General features: G+C 68.6%; 9 protein-coding genes. 5 read left to right on the top strand and 4 right to left on the bottom strand.

All coding sequences use genetic code 11. The annotated features are described in order from the left end of the window. Window positions 1–20 precede the first annotated feature (20 nt). Complete coding sequence (locus ACJ8AT_RS21355) at window positions 21–1,901, bottom strand: gamma-glutamyltransferase family protein (protein ID WP_407739634.1); 1,881 nt, start codon at window positions 1,899–1,901, stop codon at window positions 21–23. 224 nt (window positions 1,902–2,125) lie between these two features. Between ACJ8AT_RS21355 and ACJ8AT_RS21350 the strand changes: the two genes are divergently transcribed. Together ACJ8AT_RS21350 and ACJ8AT_RS21345 are read left to right on the top strand one after the other, a co-directional pair. Then, the gene (locus ACJ8AT_RS21350) at window positions 2,126–4,354 is read left to right on the top strand and encodes a transporter substrate-binding domain-containing protein (protein ID WP_407739633.1); all 2,229 of its coding nucleotides are present in this window, start codon (window positions 2,126–2,128) and stop codon (window positions 4,352–4,354) included. Beyond that, window positions 4,355–5,212 carry a hypothetical protein gene (locus ACJ8AT_RS21345; RefSeq protein WP_407739632.1) on the top strand — a complete coding sequence of 286 codons (858 nt, stop codon included), beginning with the start codon at window positions 4,355–4,357 and terminating at the stop codon, window positions 5,210–5,212. It abuts the gene before it with no gap. A gap of 10 nt (window positions 5,213–5,222) precedes the next feature. On the opposite strand, the gene ACJ8AT_RS21340 is transcribed toward ACJ8AT_RS21345, so the two are convergent. Beyond that, a complete protein-coding gene (locus ACJ8AT_RS21340; RefSeq protein WP_407739631.1) occupies window positions 5,223–7,202 on the bottom strand; it encodes an ATP-binding protein in 1,980 nt (659 codons plus the stop codon). A 317-nt stretch (window positions 7,203–7,519) separates the two neighbouring features. On the opposite strand from ACJ8AT_RS21340, the gene ACJ8AT_RS21335 reads away from it, so the two are divergent. The 3 genes from ACJ8AT_RS21335 (at window position 7,520) to deoD (ending at window position 10,396) form a co-directional block, all read left to right on the top strand. After that, window positions 7,520–9,028 carry an FAD-binding oxidoreductase gene (locus tag ACJ8AT_RS21335; RefSeq protein ID WP_407739630.1) on the top strand — a complete coding sequence of 503 codons (1,509 nt, stop codon included), beginning with the start codon at window positions 7,520–7,522 and terminating at the stop codon, window positions 9,026–9,028. 179 nt (window positions 9,029–9,207) lie between these two features. Continuing rightward, a complete protein-coding gene (locus tag ACJ8AT_RS21330) occupies window positions 9,208–9,612 on the top strand; it encodes an MGMT family protein (protein WP_407739629.1) in 405 nt (134 codons plus the stop codon). A 58-nt stretch (window positions 9,613–9,670) separates the two neighbouring features. Then, a complete protein-coding gene (deoD, locus tag ACJ8AT_RS21325; RefSeq protein WP_407739628.1) occupies window positions 9,671–10,396 on the top strand; it encodes a purine-nucleoside phosphorylase in 726 nt (241 codons plus the stop codon). Window positions 10,397–10,400: 4 nt separating this feature from the next. Here the strand turns inward: deoD and ACJ8AT_RS21320 are convergent, their stop codons facing one another. Both ACJ8AT_RS21320 and ACJ8AT_RS21315 read right to left on the bottom strand, forming a co-directional pair. Continuing rightward, entirely contained in the window at window positions 10,401–11,684 is a 1,284-nt protein-coding gene (locus ACJ8AT_RS21320; RefSeq protein WP_407739627.1) for a DNA polymerase beta superfamily protein, read from the bottom strand. 27 nt (window positions 11,685–11,711) lie between these two features. Further along, window positions 11,712–14,210 (bottom strand): PKD domain-containing protein, encoded by a 2,499-nt coding sequence (locus tag ACJ8AT_RS21315; protein WP_407739626.1) that lies wholly within the window; start codon window positions 14,208–14,210, stop codon window positions 11,712–11,714. Between the last annotated feature and the right edge of the window lie 165 nt (window positions 14,211–14,375).

Raw genomic sequence — 14,375 nt, 5'->3', positions numbered from 1 at the left:
GAGAGGCGGCCAGCGGGCTGCTACCAGGCGATGCCGTAGTCCTCGCCGTGATGGCTGGAGCCACCCCACAGCGTGCCGTGCTGCTGGTCGAAGTAGATGGCGTTGATCGGGCCGGAGGTGCGGGCCTCGAAGCTCATGTCATAGCCCATGCGCTTGAGCTCCGAGCGCACCCAGGGAGGCACCTGCTCCTGCAGCAGCAGCTTGCCCGGCTTCCCCGTGTGATCGCCAAACGAGTTGCGCATCTGGAAGCTGTTGATGTTGGCCGCCTCGGCCGCCTCCTGCACCGTCATCCCGAACTCCACCACGTCGAGGAAGAACTGGAGCAGGTTCTGGTCCTGGCTGTCTCCGCCCTGCACGGCCATGGAGAGGAAGGGCTTGCCGTTCTTCAGCGCCAGGGTCGGCGTCAGCGTGGCTCGGGGCCGCTTGCCGGGCTCCAGCACGTTGAACGGGTTCTCCGCCGGATCCATCACGAAGCTCTGCATCCGCTGACTCAAGCCCACGCCCGTGTGGCCCGCGATGACCGCGGGCAGCCAGCCGCCGCTGGGCGTTACCGACACCACCCAGCCCTTCTCGTCCGCCGCCTGGATGGACGTCGTCCCCGCGTAGAAGGTGCGCTCGAAGTCCTCCAGGCTTGCCTGCTGTGAGCCCGCCGCGCCGTTGGCCGCGGGAGGCGGCTTGGGCGGCCACTGCTCCAAGAGCTTCTGGTAGGGATTGGTGTCTCCCTGGAACGGGTAGGGGTCTCCCGGCTTCACGCTCGGGTCGTTCTTCTCCCAGTTGATGAGCTTGGCTCGCGTCTTCGCGTAGTCCTTGGAGAGCAGTCCGCGCACGGGCTCCGCGGGAGGGAAGTACGGGTCTCCGTAATAGAAGTCGCGATCGGCGAAGGCCAGGTTCATCACCTGGTAGAGCGTGTGGATGTAGCGGGCGCTGTTGTAGCCCATCGACTTGAGGTCCATCGGCTCCAGGATGTTGAGCGCCTGGAGCAGCACCGGCCCCTGCACCCACGTGGTCAGCTTGTAGACCTCGATGCCCTTGTAGTCCGTCTTCACGGGCTCCTCGATCTGGACCTTCCAGCGCGCCAGATCCTCCAGCGTGATCAGCCCGCCTTCCTCCTGGACGCCGCGCACCAGCTCGTGGGCGATGTCTCCCCGGTAGAAGCGATCATAAGCGGCCATGATGGCCTGCTTGCGGTTCTTGCCTGCCTTGAGCGCCTGCTGCTCCGCCTCCACCAGCTTCTTCAGCGTGGCCGCCAAGTCTTTCTGCCGGAACACCTCGCCCGGTTGGGGCGCCTCGCGGGCTTCGCCCGGGTGTGTGAACAGCACCTCGCGCGAGTAGCGCCACTGCTTCAGCTTGTCCTTGTTCCGCTCGATGGTGTTGGCCGCCTGGGCCTCGATGGCGTAGCCCTCGTCCGCCATCTGGATCGCCGGCCCGAGCACCTCTTTCAGCGAGAGCGTCCCGTACTCCGCCAGCATCACCAGCAGTCCCCCCGGCGTCCCCGGGGTCACGGCGGCCAGGGGGCCGAACTCGGGTGGATACTGCATGTTCTTCTTCCGGAAGAACTCCACCGTGGCGCCGGTGGGCGCCACGCCGAGCGCGTCGATGGCCACCACCTTCTTCGTGCGCGGATCGTAGATGAGGGCCTGGGTCTCGCCGCCCCAGCTCAGCGTGTCCCACATGGTGCAGGCGGCGGCGAGCATCGCGCATGTGGCATCCACCGCGTTGCCGCCCTTCTGGAACATCATCGCGCCCGCGGTGGCCGCGAGCGGCTTGCCGGTGATGGCGACCCAGTGCTTGCCATGGAGTACGGGCTTGGCGGTCTGTTGGGCGTGGATCCGTGTCGGCAAGAGGCTCAGCACGAGCAGCAGGCCGCACACGGCCCGCCGGAGCATCCCTGCGGTGGTCATGTCTTCTCCGGGTGGAACGAGCAGGCGCGGCGCAAGTTATCCGAAGTCAGGACGTCTCAAGGGCCCGAGTGCGCGAGCTCGCACTCGGAGAGAAATTCGGGAGCCATCCGGCTTGGGTGCCCCCCTGCACAGCCGCACCTCACTTCCGGTAAAGGTGGGGCTGCGGGCTCTTGGGCTGATGGCTCGAGGTCCGACAAGCAGCTTCTTTCGAGGGAGAGGTCTTCGTGGCGTCTTCGTCCAGACTCCATTCGTCCCGCATCGGGTGGCTGCTCGCCGCCGTGCTGGCGCTGTCCACGGCGTGCGAGCGCACTCCGCCTCCCGCGCCGCCTCCGCCTCCTCCCGCGCCGGCTCCGGTCGCCGCGCCGGCCCCCGAGCCCGAGGATCCGGTCTTCCCCGAGGCGCCGCCTTCCACGCCTCCGCAACCTCCCGCTCCCGAGCCCGAGCCGCCGACGTCCACGGGGGATCTGCCGGCCATCCGTGCCGGCGGGACGCTCCGGGTGCTGGTGGAGGGCACGGATGAGGACTTCCTGCCTCGCCAGGGCATGCCCAAGGCGCAGGATCGTGTCCTGCTGGAGCGCTTCGCCGAGAAGCAGGGCCTCACCGTGGAGTTCATCCAGGCGCCGAGCTTTGATCGGCTCATCCCCATGCTGCGCGAGGGACGGGGCGACCTCATCGCCGCGGACATGACGGTGACGCCGGCCCGCGCGAAGGAGATCGCCTTTACCCGCCCGCTGGCCGTGGTGAAGGAGTTCGTGGTGGGCAAGCGCGGCGCGGCGGATCTGCCTCGGAAGCCGGAGGATCTGGCGGGCCGCACCGTCCACGTGCGCGGGAGCTCCTCCTTCGCGGACTCACTCCGGGCGCTGGCTCAGGGCAAGGCTCCCGGCCTCGTCATCGAGCCCGTGCCGGAGACCATCGAGCCCGAGGAGCTCGTCTATCAGGTGTCTCGCGGCGAGCGCCCGCTCACCGTGGCGGACAGCCATCTGCTCGCGGCCATCGAGACGTACAACCCGGACGTGGAGCGGCTCTTTCCCATCGCCGAGGGCCGGCAGATCGCCTGGGGCGTGCGCCAGGAGAACACCGAGCTGCGGCTCGCCCTGGATTCCTTCATCACCGAGCACGTGCTCACCGAGTACGCCGACGAGCGCTTCACGGGCGATCTCGCGGGCATCCGCAAGCGCGGAGTGCTGCGCGTGCTCACCCGGAACAACCCGGTCACCTACTTCCTGCACCGGGGCGAGCAGCACGGCTTCGACTTCGAGATGGCCAAGGCCGCCGCCGAGGCGATTGGCGTGCGGCTGGAGGTGGTGGTGCCGCCCTCGCGCGATCTGCTCATCCCGTGGCTGAAGGAGGGCCGGGGAGATGTCATCGCCGCCTCCCTCACCGTCACGCCCGAGCGCTCGGAGGAGGTGGCCTTCTCCCGTCCGTACCTCTTCGTGGATGAGGTGCTCGTGCAGCGCGCCAGCGGACCCAAGGTGGCGTCGCTCGCGGAGCTGAAGGGCCAGAAGATCCACGTCCGCAAGTCCTCCAGCTATGCCTCCACGCTGCTCGCCTTGCAGAAGACATACGGCCCCTTCGAGATCGTCGAGGAGCCGGAGGATCTCGAGACCGAGGCGCTGCTCGACAAGGTGGCCGAGGGCGAGCTCCCCTTCACCGTCTCGGACAGCCACCTGCTCGCGGCCGAGCAGACCTACCGGGATGGGCTGGAGGCCGCCTTCACGCTCCCGGTGGAGGGCCCGCCCGCGAGCAAGGAGGGCGCGCGAGCCATCGCCTTCGCGGTGCGCAAGGACGCGGTGAAGCTGCGCGGCTTCCTGGATGGCTTCGTGAAGAAGACCTACCGCGGCACCCTCTACAACATGTGGCGCAAGCGCTACTTCGAGAACTCCCACCGCGTCTTCGAGGCGAAGGTGGAGCGCGCGGAGGTCTCCGGCACGCTGTCGCCGTTCGACTCGATCTTCCAGTCGTACTCGTCTCGTTACGGAATGGACTGGCGGCTGATGGCGGCGCAGGCGTACCAGGAGAGCCACTTCAACCCCAAGCTCAAGAGCTGGGTGGGCGCCATCGGGCTCTTCCAGGTGATGCCGGCCACGGGCCGCGCGCTCGGGTTCCGCAAGCTGGAGGATCCGGAGCAGGGGACACATGCCGGGGTCATGTACATGCAGCAGCTGGTGAACCGGTTCGAGCCGGAGATCCCCTTCAAGCACCGGCTCCGCTTCGCGCTGGCGTCCTACAACGCCGGCATGGGCCACGTGCAGGACGCGCGGCGCATCGCCAAGGAGAAGGGGTGGAACCCGAACAAGTGGTTCGGGCACGTGGAGAAGGCCATGCTCCTGCTGGAGCGCCCCGAGTACTACCGCCGCGCTCGTTACGGCTACTGTCGGGGCTCCGAGCCGGTGAAGTACGTCTCGGAGATCCAGAACCGCTACACCAGCTACGTGGAGCTGGTCCCTCACTGAATGACCGAGCCCCTCTCCCATAAAGGTCCCACGGCGCGGGATCAGGAACAGCGAGCGGCGGAGGCTCCACCGCCCCAGAGGACGCTGCTCCAGCCGGGAGCGGAGGTGCTGGCGATGCTCGTTCGCCGGGGCTTCCAGCCCAGCCTGGCCACGCTGGATCTGCCCTTTCCGCCGGACGTGGACGGAGCCCTGGCCGAGCGCCTCGCCGAGCGCCTCAGCCACTACGCCTTCCGGCTCTTCCTGCGGGGCGCCATCCTCCGGCGCGGGAGCTTCCTGCCGGAGGAGGCTTCCAAATATGTCGAGGCCGCTCGGGCCACCGAGATGGTCGAGGAGTTGGTGGAGCTGGGGTTGGCCGCGCGAGAGGAGGGCGGGCGCTACCGGCTGCTGTACCCGGTCCGCACCTTCGGCGGCACGCTGGAGTGGTACGTGGCGCGCGAGCTGCGAGGCCGCCTGGGCCTCGATGTGGCCGTGGGAGTGAAGTTCCACGCACCCGACGTGGGTGGGGACCTGGACGTCGTGGCCGCCGCGGAGGGCCGGCTCCTGTACCTGGAGATGAAGTCCTCGCCGCCCAAGCATCTGGCGCCGGACGAGGTGGCTGCGTTCTTCCGGCGCGTCCGGGCGCTGCGCCCCCACCTGACGATCTTCGTCATGGACACGGCCCTGCGCCTGTCCGACAAGGTGCTGCCGCTGCTTCAGGCCGAGCTGAGCGCTCCTGCTCCGGAGCCTCGCCGCGTGCTGCGCGAGGTGTGGGCGCTGACGCCGTACCTCTACGTGGTGAACGCGAAGCAGGATCTGATGACCAACGTGGGCATCGCCATCGCCGAAGGCTGGCGAGCCCTCTCGCCGCCTCCGCCGTGAGGCTCCCTCGTCAGGCTTGGGAGCCGGGCGAGGACGGAGCCTGGGCCACGAGTGTGCGGATGTGCTCGGGATCGAAGGGCTTGTCGATGCGCGTGAAGGGCATCGTCTGAAGGAACGTGCGCGCTCGCTCGGTGAAGCTGCCGCCCGTCATGAAGACGAACCGCTCCAGGCAGTCCTGCCGGCGTGACGACAGCACCTCGTACACGTCCATGCCCGTGAGGTCCGCCATCATCAAGTCGCAGAAGATGCGATCGAAGGCGTCATCCTTCTCGAGCAGGGCCAGCGCCTCCCTGCCGCTCTGCACCACCACCACCTCGTGCGAGCGGCCGATGATGCGCTTGAACACCGCGGCGATCCCCGGCTCATCGTCGATGACCAGCACCCGCTTGGGCCGGGAGGCTCGCGCCGCCGACATGGGCGTCAGGACCGGGGCGGGTTGAGTGCTCGTGGGCAGCACCACCCGGAACGTGCTCCCCACCCCCGGCCGGCTGGTGGCGCTCAGCTCGCCCTTCATGCTCTGCACCAGCCCCAGGCAGATGGAGAGCCCCAGCCCCATGCCCTCTCCCACGGCCCGCGTGGTGAAGAAGGGCTGGAAGGCGCGCTCCAGGATCTCCGGCGTCATCCCCCGGCCCGTGTCAGCCACCTCCACCAGCACCTGCCCGTTCTCCATTCGCGTGGTGACGATGATGTGGTTGCGGGCCACGTCCCCCTCGGGGATGGCCTGGGCGGCGTTCATCAACAGGTTGAGGAACACCTGCCCCAGCTTGGCCTCGTTGCCCAGCACCGGCGGCACCGGGCTGTAGCGCCGCTCCACCTGCGCCCGGTGGCGGATGTGCGGCATGGCCATGGAGAGGCTGAACTCCAGCGCCTCGCGCACGTCCACCGGGCCCAGCAGCGACTCGTCCGCCCGGGCGAAGCGCTTCAGGTCCGTCAGGATGGCGCGGATGCGCTCGGCTCCCGCGCGAGCGTCCTTCAGCGCGTCGATGGGCTCCTGGAGCACCTCCGCGTCCGCCAGCGGCTCAGACAGGCCCTCCAGGTACTCCAGGGCGAAGTGCAGGTTGCCGATCACGAACGAGAGCGGGTTGTTGATCTCGTGCCCCACGCCCGCCGCGAACTGCCCGGCCACGGCGAGCTTCTCCGACTGGACCAGCTTCTCCTGCGCCGCGAACAACTCCTTGGTGCGGTGCTGCGCCAGCGCCTCCGCCTCCAGGCGCAGCGAGTACTCGCGGGCCAGCAGCGCATCCCGCTCCGCCTCCACGCGCTTCTGGTCGCCGATCTCCCGGAAGAAGGCGGACAGGCCCTGGCCCGAGGGATAAGCGTGCACCTCGTACCAGTGATCGGGAGGCAGCCGCGCCTCGAAGCGCTCCGGGGCGTGCTCGGCCATCACCCGGCGCAGCAGCTGATCCTGCGGAGGCGCCGCCAGTTGGGGCAGCAGCTCCCAGAGGCTGCGGCCCAGCATCTCCTCCCGAGCCTTGCCCGAGAGCGCCACGGTGTGCTCGTTGACGTAGATGAAGTTCCAGTTCGCGTCGACCGTGAAGAAGGCGTCCGGCGTGCCCTCGAGCACTTCCACCATCCGGCTGCGCGTCTGCTGCAGGGCCTCCTCGTGGCGGCGGGTAGCGCTGATGTCCCGGAACCGCGCGATGAGGAAGGTGCGGAGCTTCATCACCGTACAGTGGAGCCACCCCTCGCCTCGGCTGCCCGCGCGGGCCGCGGACAGCTCCGCCGAGATGGACTGGCCCGAGGCCTCCGCGGCGCAGAGCACGGCGACCCAGCCCGCCGAATCCCGCTCCGGAAAGACCTTCCGCAGCCGCTGCCCTGTCAATCCTCCCGCGGTGGGACCCAGGATGGCCTCGGCGGCCGGGTTGGCGTGGAGGCACTCGAAGTCGGTGATCGTTCCCTGAGGATCTCTCAGCGGGGCCAGCAGCAGGCTGCCCTCGGGGGACACACGCTCGGCCTCGATGAGCGCGCGCAGCAGCAAGGTGTCGTCCATCGAAGGCGACTCCTTCCGCGGATCGGTTGAGGCGGACATCACGAATCTCCTGCCGAGAGGAAACGGTCCCCGGACCGTGTAGCTGACCCCCTGGCACGAACACCTCTCACCATTGGTGGAGCCTACTCTACCCACGCGCAGGTGGGGGGCTCGAACCCCCCTGCCATCCAGGCGAGAGAAACGAAAGTCATAAGAAGAGGTAGCAAGGCATACTGAGAGCGAAGGCCACGGGGTTGCGCAGACCCAGGGGCTTTCCTTGATTCACAATAGCGGGTGTATGGGCGGGATGCTCCGGGTAGTGCAGAATCGTTCCTACCATGCCCAATGATCCAGAAGCGTTCTTCAGCGCTGTCCGAGCGCACCTCGGCGCCGAGTTCGTGGACACGGCACCGGAGACCCTGGCGCGTTATGGGGTGAACCTGCTGCCGTCGGGGGCACTGCCTCCGTCGGGCGTGCTCTATCCCGGGTCGGCCGAGGAGGTACAGGCCATTGTTCGCATGGCCAACGCGCACGGCGTGGCCCTCTGGCCCACGAGCACGGGCGAGAACCGCGGGATGGGACTCAAGTCGCCGGTGCGGCCCGGGCAGGTGGTGGTGGAGCTCGGCCGGCGCATGAACCGGATCGTCGAGATTGACGAGACACTCGCCTTCGCCGTGGTGGAGCCCGGCGTCACCTACGCGCAGCTCTACGAGGAGCTAGGCCGGCGAGGCCACAAGCTCATGCTCGACACCACCTCGGGGCCGCCAGAGGGGGGCATCCTCGGCAACACGCTCGACAAGGGAGCAGGGTATACGCCGTACTTCGATCACTTCGGCATGAGCTGCGGCTACGAGGTGGTCCTGCCCACCGGCGAGCTGCTGCGCACCTCCGATGGCGCTCTGCCTGGGGCCAAGACCCAGCACCTGTCCAAGTACGGCTACGGCCCGTTCCTGGATGGGCTCTTCGTCCAGTCGAACCTGGGCATCGTCACGCGGCTGGGGGTGTGGTTGATGCCGCGCCCTCCCGTGATCCGCGCCTTCTTCTTCACCTTCCCCGAGGACGAGGACCTAGGAGAGATCGTCGAGCTGGTCCGTCCGCTCAAGCTCAACAACGTGGTGCCCACGCTCCTCAAGGTGACCTCGGACGTCTATGCGTTTGGGACCGAGGAGACCTATCCCTTCGATCGGACCGGGGGCAGGACGCCGCTGCCTGCCGAGCTGCGCAAGGAGCTGCGGGAGAAGCATGGGCTGGGCGCGTGGCTCGTCTCGGGAGCGTTCTATGGGGCCTCGGAGGAGGCCGTGCAGCCCCTGATCGACCGGGTGAAGGCCCACTTCCTTCGCTCGGGAAAGGCCCGGTACATTCCGCACACCGAGGCGGAGAAGAGCCGGGTGCTGAAGATCCACCTCGACACGTTCAGCGGCCAGCCCACGCGCGATGAGCTGGGGCTGCTCCAGTGGCGCCCCGGGAGCGGAGCCACCTGGTTCCTGCCCGCCACCCCCATGGTGGGGAAGGCCGCCAACGAGCAACAGGCGCTATCACGGCGCATCCTCGCCGAGCATGGCTTCGAGTTCGTGACCGAGTACGTGTGCGGACCGCGCATGGCTCGGGCGCTTCACATCCTCCTCTTCAATCGCCAGGACACCGAGGAGCGCCTGCGCGCGGGGCGCTGCTTCCGGGCCCTGCTCCAGGCCTACGCCGAGGCGGGCTACCCGATCGCCCGGGCGCCGCTCGACATGCAGCAGGAGGCGATGGATCAGCTCCAAGGGGTGCCGGAGGTGCTCTCGCGCCTCAAGCGGGCCTTGGATCCCGCAGGCATCCTGGCCCCGGGCAAGTACGGAATCTCGTAAGGGGCCGCCAGGCACTCAGCCACCGGGCGGTGGGCAGCACGGCGCGTGCGTCCGAGGCCGAGCGCCAGGATGGTAGGGGTCTCTCGCGGGGGTACACAACCCATCCGGTAGTGTGCTATCTGCACAACCCATTACCACCCATCCGGAGGAGGACTCCTCCGCTATCGACAGGAGCTGTCATGCCCCCCACTGACGAGAGCGAGTACTACGAGCGCATCTACAAGGTCGTGAACCAGATCCCCCGAGGCCAGGTGGCCACCTACGGGGACGTCGCCGCCATCGTGGGAGATGGGTGCGATGGACGCATCGTGGGCCACGCGCTGGGAGCCCTGGGCCCGCGCTCGGTCCAGGTGGCCTGGCAGCGGGTCATCGGCCGCAACGGGAAGATCACCACGTCTGGTCTGCACCAGCCCGACAAGCTGGCCGCCGAGGGCGTCGAGTTCGATGAGCGCGGCTACGTGCTGATGAACCGCTTCCACTGGGCCGGGCCGAGTGAGGAGTGGGCGCAGGCCAACGGCTTCCAACTGCTCCCCAAGGGTGGGGCGGCCGATGAGGCTCCGGACAACCAGCTGCGCCTCTTCTGAGCCGGAAGCCCGAGCCTTGTCCGCGGCGGGGCGAGGGACTGAGCTATGGTCCGCCGCCATGCCAACTCCCCACATCTCCGCCGCGCCAGGAGACTTCGCCGAGGTGGTGCTGATGCCCGGCGATCCGCTCCGGGCTCGCTACATCGCCGAGCGCTTCCTGGTAGGCGCCCGCCAGGTCACCGCCGTGCGCAACATGTACGGCTACACGGGCACCTATCAGGGCAAGAAGCTCTCGGTGATGGGCCACGGCATGGGCATTCCGTCCCTGTCCATCTACGCCACCGAGCTCGTCAAGGACTACGGCGCCCGAGTGCTCATCCGGGTCGGCAGTTGCGGGGCCATCCGCAAGGACGTGCCGATGCGCAGCGTGATCGTCGCGATGGGCGCGGGCACGGACTCGAAGGTCAACCGCATGCGGCTGATGGATCATGACTTCCCGGCCGTGGCGGACTTCACCCTGGCCCGGCGGGCCGTGGAGTCCGCCGAGCGACGGGGCAAGGCGGTGCGAGTTGGCTCCGTCTTCTCCACGGACTTCTTCTACCACCCGCAGACCCAGTTCCTGGACGCGATCGAGCGCATGGGCATGTTGGCGGTGGAGATGGAGGTCGCGGGCCTCTACGGCGTCGCCGCCGAGTTCGGAGCTCGGGCGCTCGCGCTGCTCACGGTGTCGGATCAGATCCGCCTGGGCCAGAGCCTCACGCCCGAGGAGCGGCAGCTCACCTTCGATGAGATGATCGAGGTGGCGCTGGATGTCGCGGTCGCCGAGGCCAGCCCCAGCACCTGAGGGATTACTCGGCCTCTGGCTCGGTGTCGCTCGAGGTGTACTCGGGCGACGCGGGAGCCTCTCGGCCCCACGGCCCCGGCTCCTGGAGCACCCAGCGCCGTGCGAGCTCCTCTCCCGCGCGGCGCAGCAGCCGGTCGGCGCGGGCATAGTCCGGGTGTTCCGGCAGGGGGCTCTTGTCCCGTGCTGATTCGAGCTCGGGGGCGAGCGCCTCGGCGTCCCGGAGGACTTCGTCCAGCGCCACACGGCCATGCTTGATGTCGAGCAGCCGCTCGCGCAGCGCACCCGTGGCCTCGAAGACGGGCGCCCCATCTCGCAGCCAGCCCGTGGCCAGGGCGATGAGCCTCAGCAGGTTGTAGGCGTTCTTGGGCCGCAGCTCGCGCGCATCGGGAGGGCGCCTGCCTCCGCCTCGCGCGTAGCGGGTGAGCGCCGCGAAGTCGTTGGCCTCGATCAGCCCCTGGTCCGACAGCGAGCGGTAGAGCTGTTTGATGTACGTCTTGGCCGCGAGGATCCCATCCTCGAGCGTGGGAGCCTGGCGCGGCGAGTGCTTCGCCAGCCGGCGGGCCACCTCGTCAAGGTCCGGCGCGGGCTCCTCGCACAGCCAGTCGAGGACGAGATCGCGGTGCTCGGCCAGCCGCTGCGAGCTGGACAGCTTGTGGAGCTGGCTCAGCGCGTAGCGGCCGAAGCTGCCGAAGATGTTTCGAGACACGAAGGCTTCGCGCTCGGCCAGCATCCACTCGCCGAGGACGTCCTTGGCTCGGACGGAGGGGACGAAGAGCAGCTCCAGCGTGTTGGGATCGGCTCGGAGCGCCTGATCGATGGCCTTGCGGTATTCCCAGTAGGTGGTGCTGCCATCGGCGCTGACGAGATCCCTCGGCGCCTCGCCCAGCCCCCACGTCCATGACAGCGGGAGGGCGAAGACGCCGCGCGAGTCCGTGTCCGAGCCCTCATGCGCGAGCCCCCAGGCGCGAGAGCCCACCGTCGCCTCGAGCACCACACAGGGCTGGAGCGCCTCCCACGCGGCGGCGCGGCGCAGGGCGAACTGCACCTGGCCGGGCTTGCGCGGCACCAGCTCTTCCCGCGCGTACCAGAGCTCGCCCACGCCGGTGATCTGCACGTCGAAGCCCCCGTCGCGGGCGCGGACGACACGGCCCACCATGCCCTGGGGAACGCGGCGCTCTCCGGAGACTCGCGCGACGCGGGTGATGACCTCGGTCCCATGGGGCAGCGGGACCGAGAGGGGATCGACGCTCTGAAGTCCACGGATGCGGGGCTGATGACCTTGGCTCATGGATGGGTCGGCCTCCGGAGGAGCGGCTCAGTCGTTGTTGGCGCCCGCGAGGATCCACGAGCGAATGCGAATGATCAGCCCCGGGTTCTGGACGAAGTAGTTGGGCTTGTTGGTCGGCATGCGGTTGCCACAGGCAGTGCCCGAGATCTTTTGGACGAGCGTCGAGTTATCCGGATCGCCCGGCGTGACCCGCCTCAGCGTGGAGCACGCAGCGTTGACGGTGGAGGCATTGACCAGGTTGCCATAGCTGACTGTTGCCCCGAGGTTGAGACCACCCGAGGCGCCGTGGCAGCCCGTGCACGGCACGGAGTTCCAGATGCTCTGGATATCGGCGGCGTAGTGGGGCACCGACACGGGCACCGTGATGGTGCGGACCACGGGAGTGCTCTGGCCATCCGTGACGCTCACGGAGAGGGTGAAGGAGGTCTGCGTGCCCATCTGTGGCGAGAACCACTGCGCGCTGCTGGCGGTCTGGCTGCCCACCCAGCTTCCCTGCGTGTTCAGGTCCGTCTGAGTCCACGAGTAGGTGAGCGGGTCCCCATCCGGATCGCTCGCGGTGATGGAGAACGAGCCGGTGTCACCTGCCAGCAGCGAGTTCGGGCCGGTGATGGTGGCGGCCACCGTGGGCGGCTGGTTCACCTTCTTGACGGTGATGTTGAGGGTGCCCTGCACGCTGCCACCCTGGCCGTCCGTGACGGTGACTTGCAGCGTGTAGGTGCCATCGGCGGTCACATCCGGCGCCTTCCAGGTGGTGTTGGCCACGTTGGAGTTGCCGAAGGTGCCCATCAAGTTGGTAGGCGCCGTCTGGACCCACTTATAGGTGAGCGGGTCACCGTCCGCGTCCGAGGCGCTGACCGAGAGGTTGAGGGTCTGCTGCTCGTTGATGGTGGTGGCGGAGGCCGAGGGCCCCGCGGTCAGCACGGGCGAGGTGTTGACGAAGGCGTGCACCGTGACCGGAGCCGTGTTGGTGTCCGTGCCGCCCTTGCCATCGGACACCGTGACGCGCAGCTGGAAGACCGTATCCGCCGACGTTCGGGGGGCCGTCCAGGTGGGGTTGGCCACCGAGGTGCTGCTGAAGGTACCGGCGGGCGTGGCCGGCTCCTGGGTCCACGCGTAGCTGATGGGATCGTTGTCGGGATCCGAGGCGGTGAGCGAGAGGCTGGTGGACTGCTGCGCGTTGAGCGTGGAGGGAGTCGCCACGGGGCCCGTCAGGGTCGGCGGGTTGTTCGTGGGCACGGGCGGGGCCACGTCCACGTTCACCGTGTCCTGCACGGTGCCACCCTGGCCGTCCGACACCGTCACCGTCAGCGTGAAGCGCTGGGCGCTGGCCACCACCGGCGAGGTCCAGGTGGGGTTGGCCACCGAGGTGCTGTTGAAGGTGCCGGCAGGTGAAGCGGGCGTCTGCGTCCACGCATAGGTGAGCGTGTCGCCGTCCGGATCGCTCGCGCTCACGGAGAGCTGAACGGGCGCGGAGCCGGTCACCGACGTGGGCGAGGCCTGAGGCGCCTGCGCCAGGGTGGGCGGACGGTTGACGGGCGCGAGCACGTTCACGCTCACCGTGCCGCTGACGCTCCCGCCCTTGCCGTCCGAGACGGTGACGCGGAACTGGAAGGCCGTATCGGCCGTCACCTTGGGCGCCGTCCACGTGGGAGTGGCGGCGGTGGAGCTGTTGAAGGCGCCTGCCAGTGAGGCGGGCGCCGTCTGGACCCAGGAATAGGAGAGCGGGTCACTATCCGGGTCCGAGGCGCTGACCGACAGACTGACGGACTGCTGCGAGTTGATGGTCGCGGCGGAAGCGGAGGGACCTGCGGTCAGCGCGGGCGGCTTGTTCTGGGGCACGGGCGGATCCACGTCCACGTCCACCGAGCCTTGCGCGGAGGCGTCCAGGGGGTCCGAGACCGTCACTGTCAGCGTGAAGCGCTGGTGGGCGCTCACCACGGGCGGGGTCCAGGTGGGGTTGGCCGCGCTGGCGTCGCTGAAGGTGCCGGCGGGGAGGGCGGGCACCTGGGTCCACGAGTAGGTGAGGGCATCGCCGTCCGCGTCCGTCGCGGAGGCGGTGAGCTGGATGGGGGTGGCTCCCACCACGGACGTGGGAGAAGCCTTGGGCGATCCCGCGGCGAGCACGGGAGCCCGGTCAACGACGGGGGTCGGGTGCACCGTCACCTGCGCGGACTGGTGGGACATGCCGCCCTTGCCATCCGAGACCGTGATGCCGAGAAGGAAGGCCGTGTCCTCCGTCACCTCGGGGGCCTTCCAGGTCGAGTGGGCGGCGTTGCGATCGCTGAACGTGCCCGCCGGAGAGGGAGGGTTCTGCGTCCAGCTATAGGTGAGCGCGTCTCCCTCTGGATCGGTGGCCTCGATGGCCAGCGCCACAGAGGCTCCAGACGTCACGTCCGTCGACTGGGCCGTCAGGCCCGTCAGCACCGGCGGTTGGTTGCCGGGGGCCTTGGTGTCATTACCGCAAGCAGCGATCCACAGCCCTACGAGCAGCCATGGCAAGACGGACCGGGTCAGGCGGCGGTGCATATGTCCTCCCCAAAACGAAATGGCCCGGCAGTCTAGCCCAGGGTCATGTATTTCGGGGAATCGCAGATTACTCAGTGCGCGGCACAGGTCCAGGACCGCAGGGAGCACAGAAGACATGAGCTGCGGAGCTTGCTCGTGCGGGCACAACATTGTCGCCAGGCTGTC

Source organism: Hyalangium sp., assembly GCF_045802625.1.
In the GTDB taxonomy this organism is placed as follows: domain Bacteria; phylum Myxococcota; class Myxococcia; order Myxococcales; family Myxococcaceae; genus Hyalangium.
The sequence above is the reverse complement of the archived record's forward strand: the minus strand, read 5'-3'. Positions and strand labels throughout refer to the sequence as shown.

Coding starts and splice junctions, on each gene's coding strand:
- ACJ8AT_RS21355 (WP_407739634.1), bottom strand. CDS start 1,901: ATGACCACCGCAGGGATGCTCCGGCGGGCCGTGTGCGGCCTGCTGCTC.
- ACJ8AT_RS21320 (WP_407739627.1), bottom strand. CDS start 11,684: ATGAGCCAAGGTCATCAGCCCCGCATCCGTGGACTTCAGAGCGTCGAT.
- ACJ8AT_RS21315 (WP_407739626.1), bottom strand. CDS start 14,210: ATGCACCGCCGCCTGACCCGGTCCGTCTTGCCATGGCTGCTCGTAGGG.
- deoD (WP_407739628.1), top strand. CDS start 9,671: ATGCCAACTCCCCACATCTCCGCCGCGCCAGGAGACTTCGCCGAGGTG.
- ACJ8AT_RS21345 (WP_407739632.1), top strand. CDS start 4,355: ATGACCGAGCCCCTCTCCCATAAAGGTCCCACGGCGCGGGATCAGGAA.
- ACJ8AT_RS21335 (WP_407739630.1), top strand. CDS start 7,520: ATGCCCAATGATCCAGAAGCGTTCTTCAGCGCTGTCCGAGCGCACCTC.
- ACJ8AT_RS21340 (WP_407739631.1), bottom strand. CDS start 7,202: ATGGACGACACCTTGCTGCTGCGCGCGCTCATCGAGGCCGAGCGTGTG.
- ACJ8AT_RS21330 (WP_407739629.1), top strand. CDS start 9,208: ATGCCCCCCACTGACGAGAGCGAGTACTACGAGCGCATCTACAAGGTC.